Source organism: Streptomyces sp. CA189 (assembly GCF_056428985.1).
This window is the reverse complement of record NZ_JBWJVM010000201.1, coordinates 1-661: the sequence shown is the minus strand read 5'-3', so window position 1 is coordinate 661 and position 661 is coordinate 1. Positions and strand designations below refer to the sequence as shown.

Below are 661 nucleotides of genomic sequence, written 5' to 3'. Positions count from 1 at the left end.
CCTGTAGACATTGCCTGTAAGCCCCGCCTTCCGTCGCTTTTTCTTTCCTCTCGTTTGACAGAACTCATTTGTGGGCTAGTTTGTAACTAAATCGGTTATTGGACTAGCTTTTTTGTCAATCATGAAAGTCAAACGATACCAATTCAATTCGTTGCCCTTCGTGTCGATAGTGGACGAAGCGGATTGCCCTATTGATCCGTATGTTTCCTGCTATCTCAATGGCGCTTTATCTGCTAAATCGGCCAATACGAGATTTAGGTACGCAAATGAACTGCTGTTCGTGCTGCAGTACTTTTCGGAAAAAAATATTGACCTACCCGAACGAGTTGCATCGGGCATTTTTATATCCCAGATGGAGTACATGCAGTTCTATGACAGATGCTGCTTAAGTAAGGGTTCTGGTGATGAAGGTATAAATATAAGATTTCTAGATATAAATGATAAACATTTAAGGAACATCATTGTTGCCAATCAGAAAGGGATGACAAAGGTCGCTAGCGAAACCTTGCAAGGTCGCATCAGACGACTTCGACAATTTCTTTTATGGCTGTTCGATGAGTTTCACGAAGTGCAAGATGCTGACGAAAAAACAAAAAATAAATTTAATGGGCTTATTTCAAAAATTAGGTTAGATGAAGATGCCCTTGGCAAGAATGGAGAG

General features: G+C 40.7%; 1 protein-coding gene. It reads left to right on the top strand.

Translation table 11 applies throughout. The annotated features are described in order from the left end of the window. Nucleotides 1–160: 160 nt before the first annotated feature. The coding region (locus AC061S_RS44515) for a hypothetical protein (protein ID WP_478691588.1) at nucleotides 161–661 on the top strand (501 nt) is incomplete at its 3' end.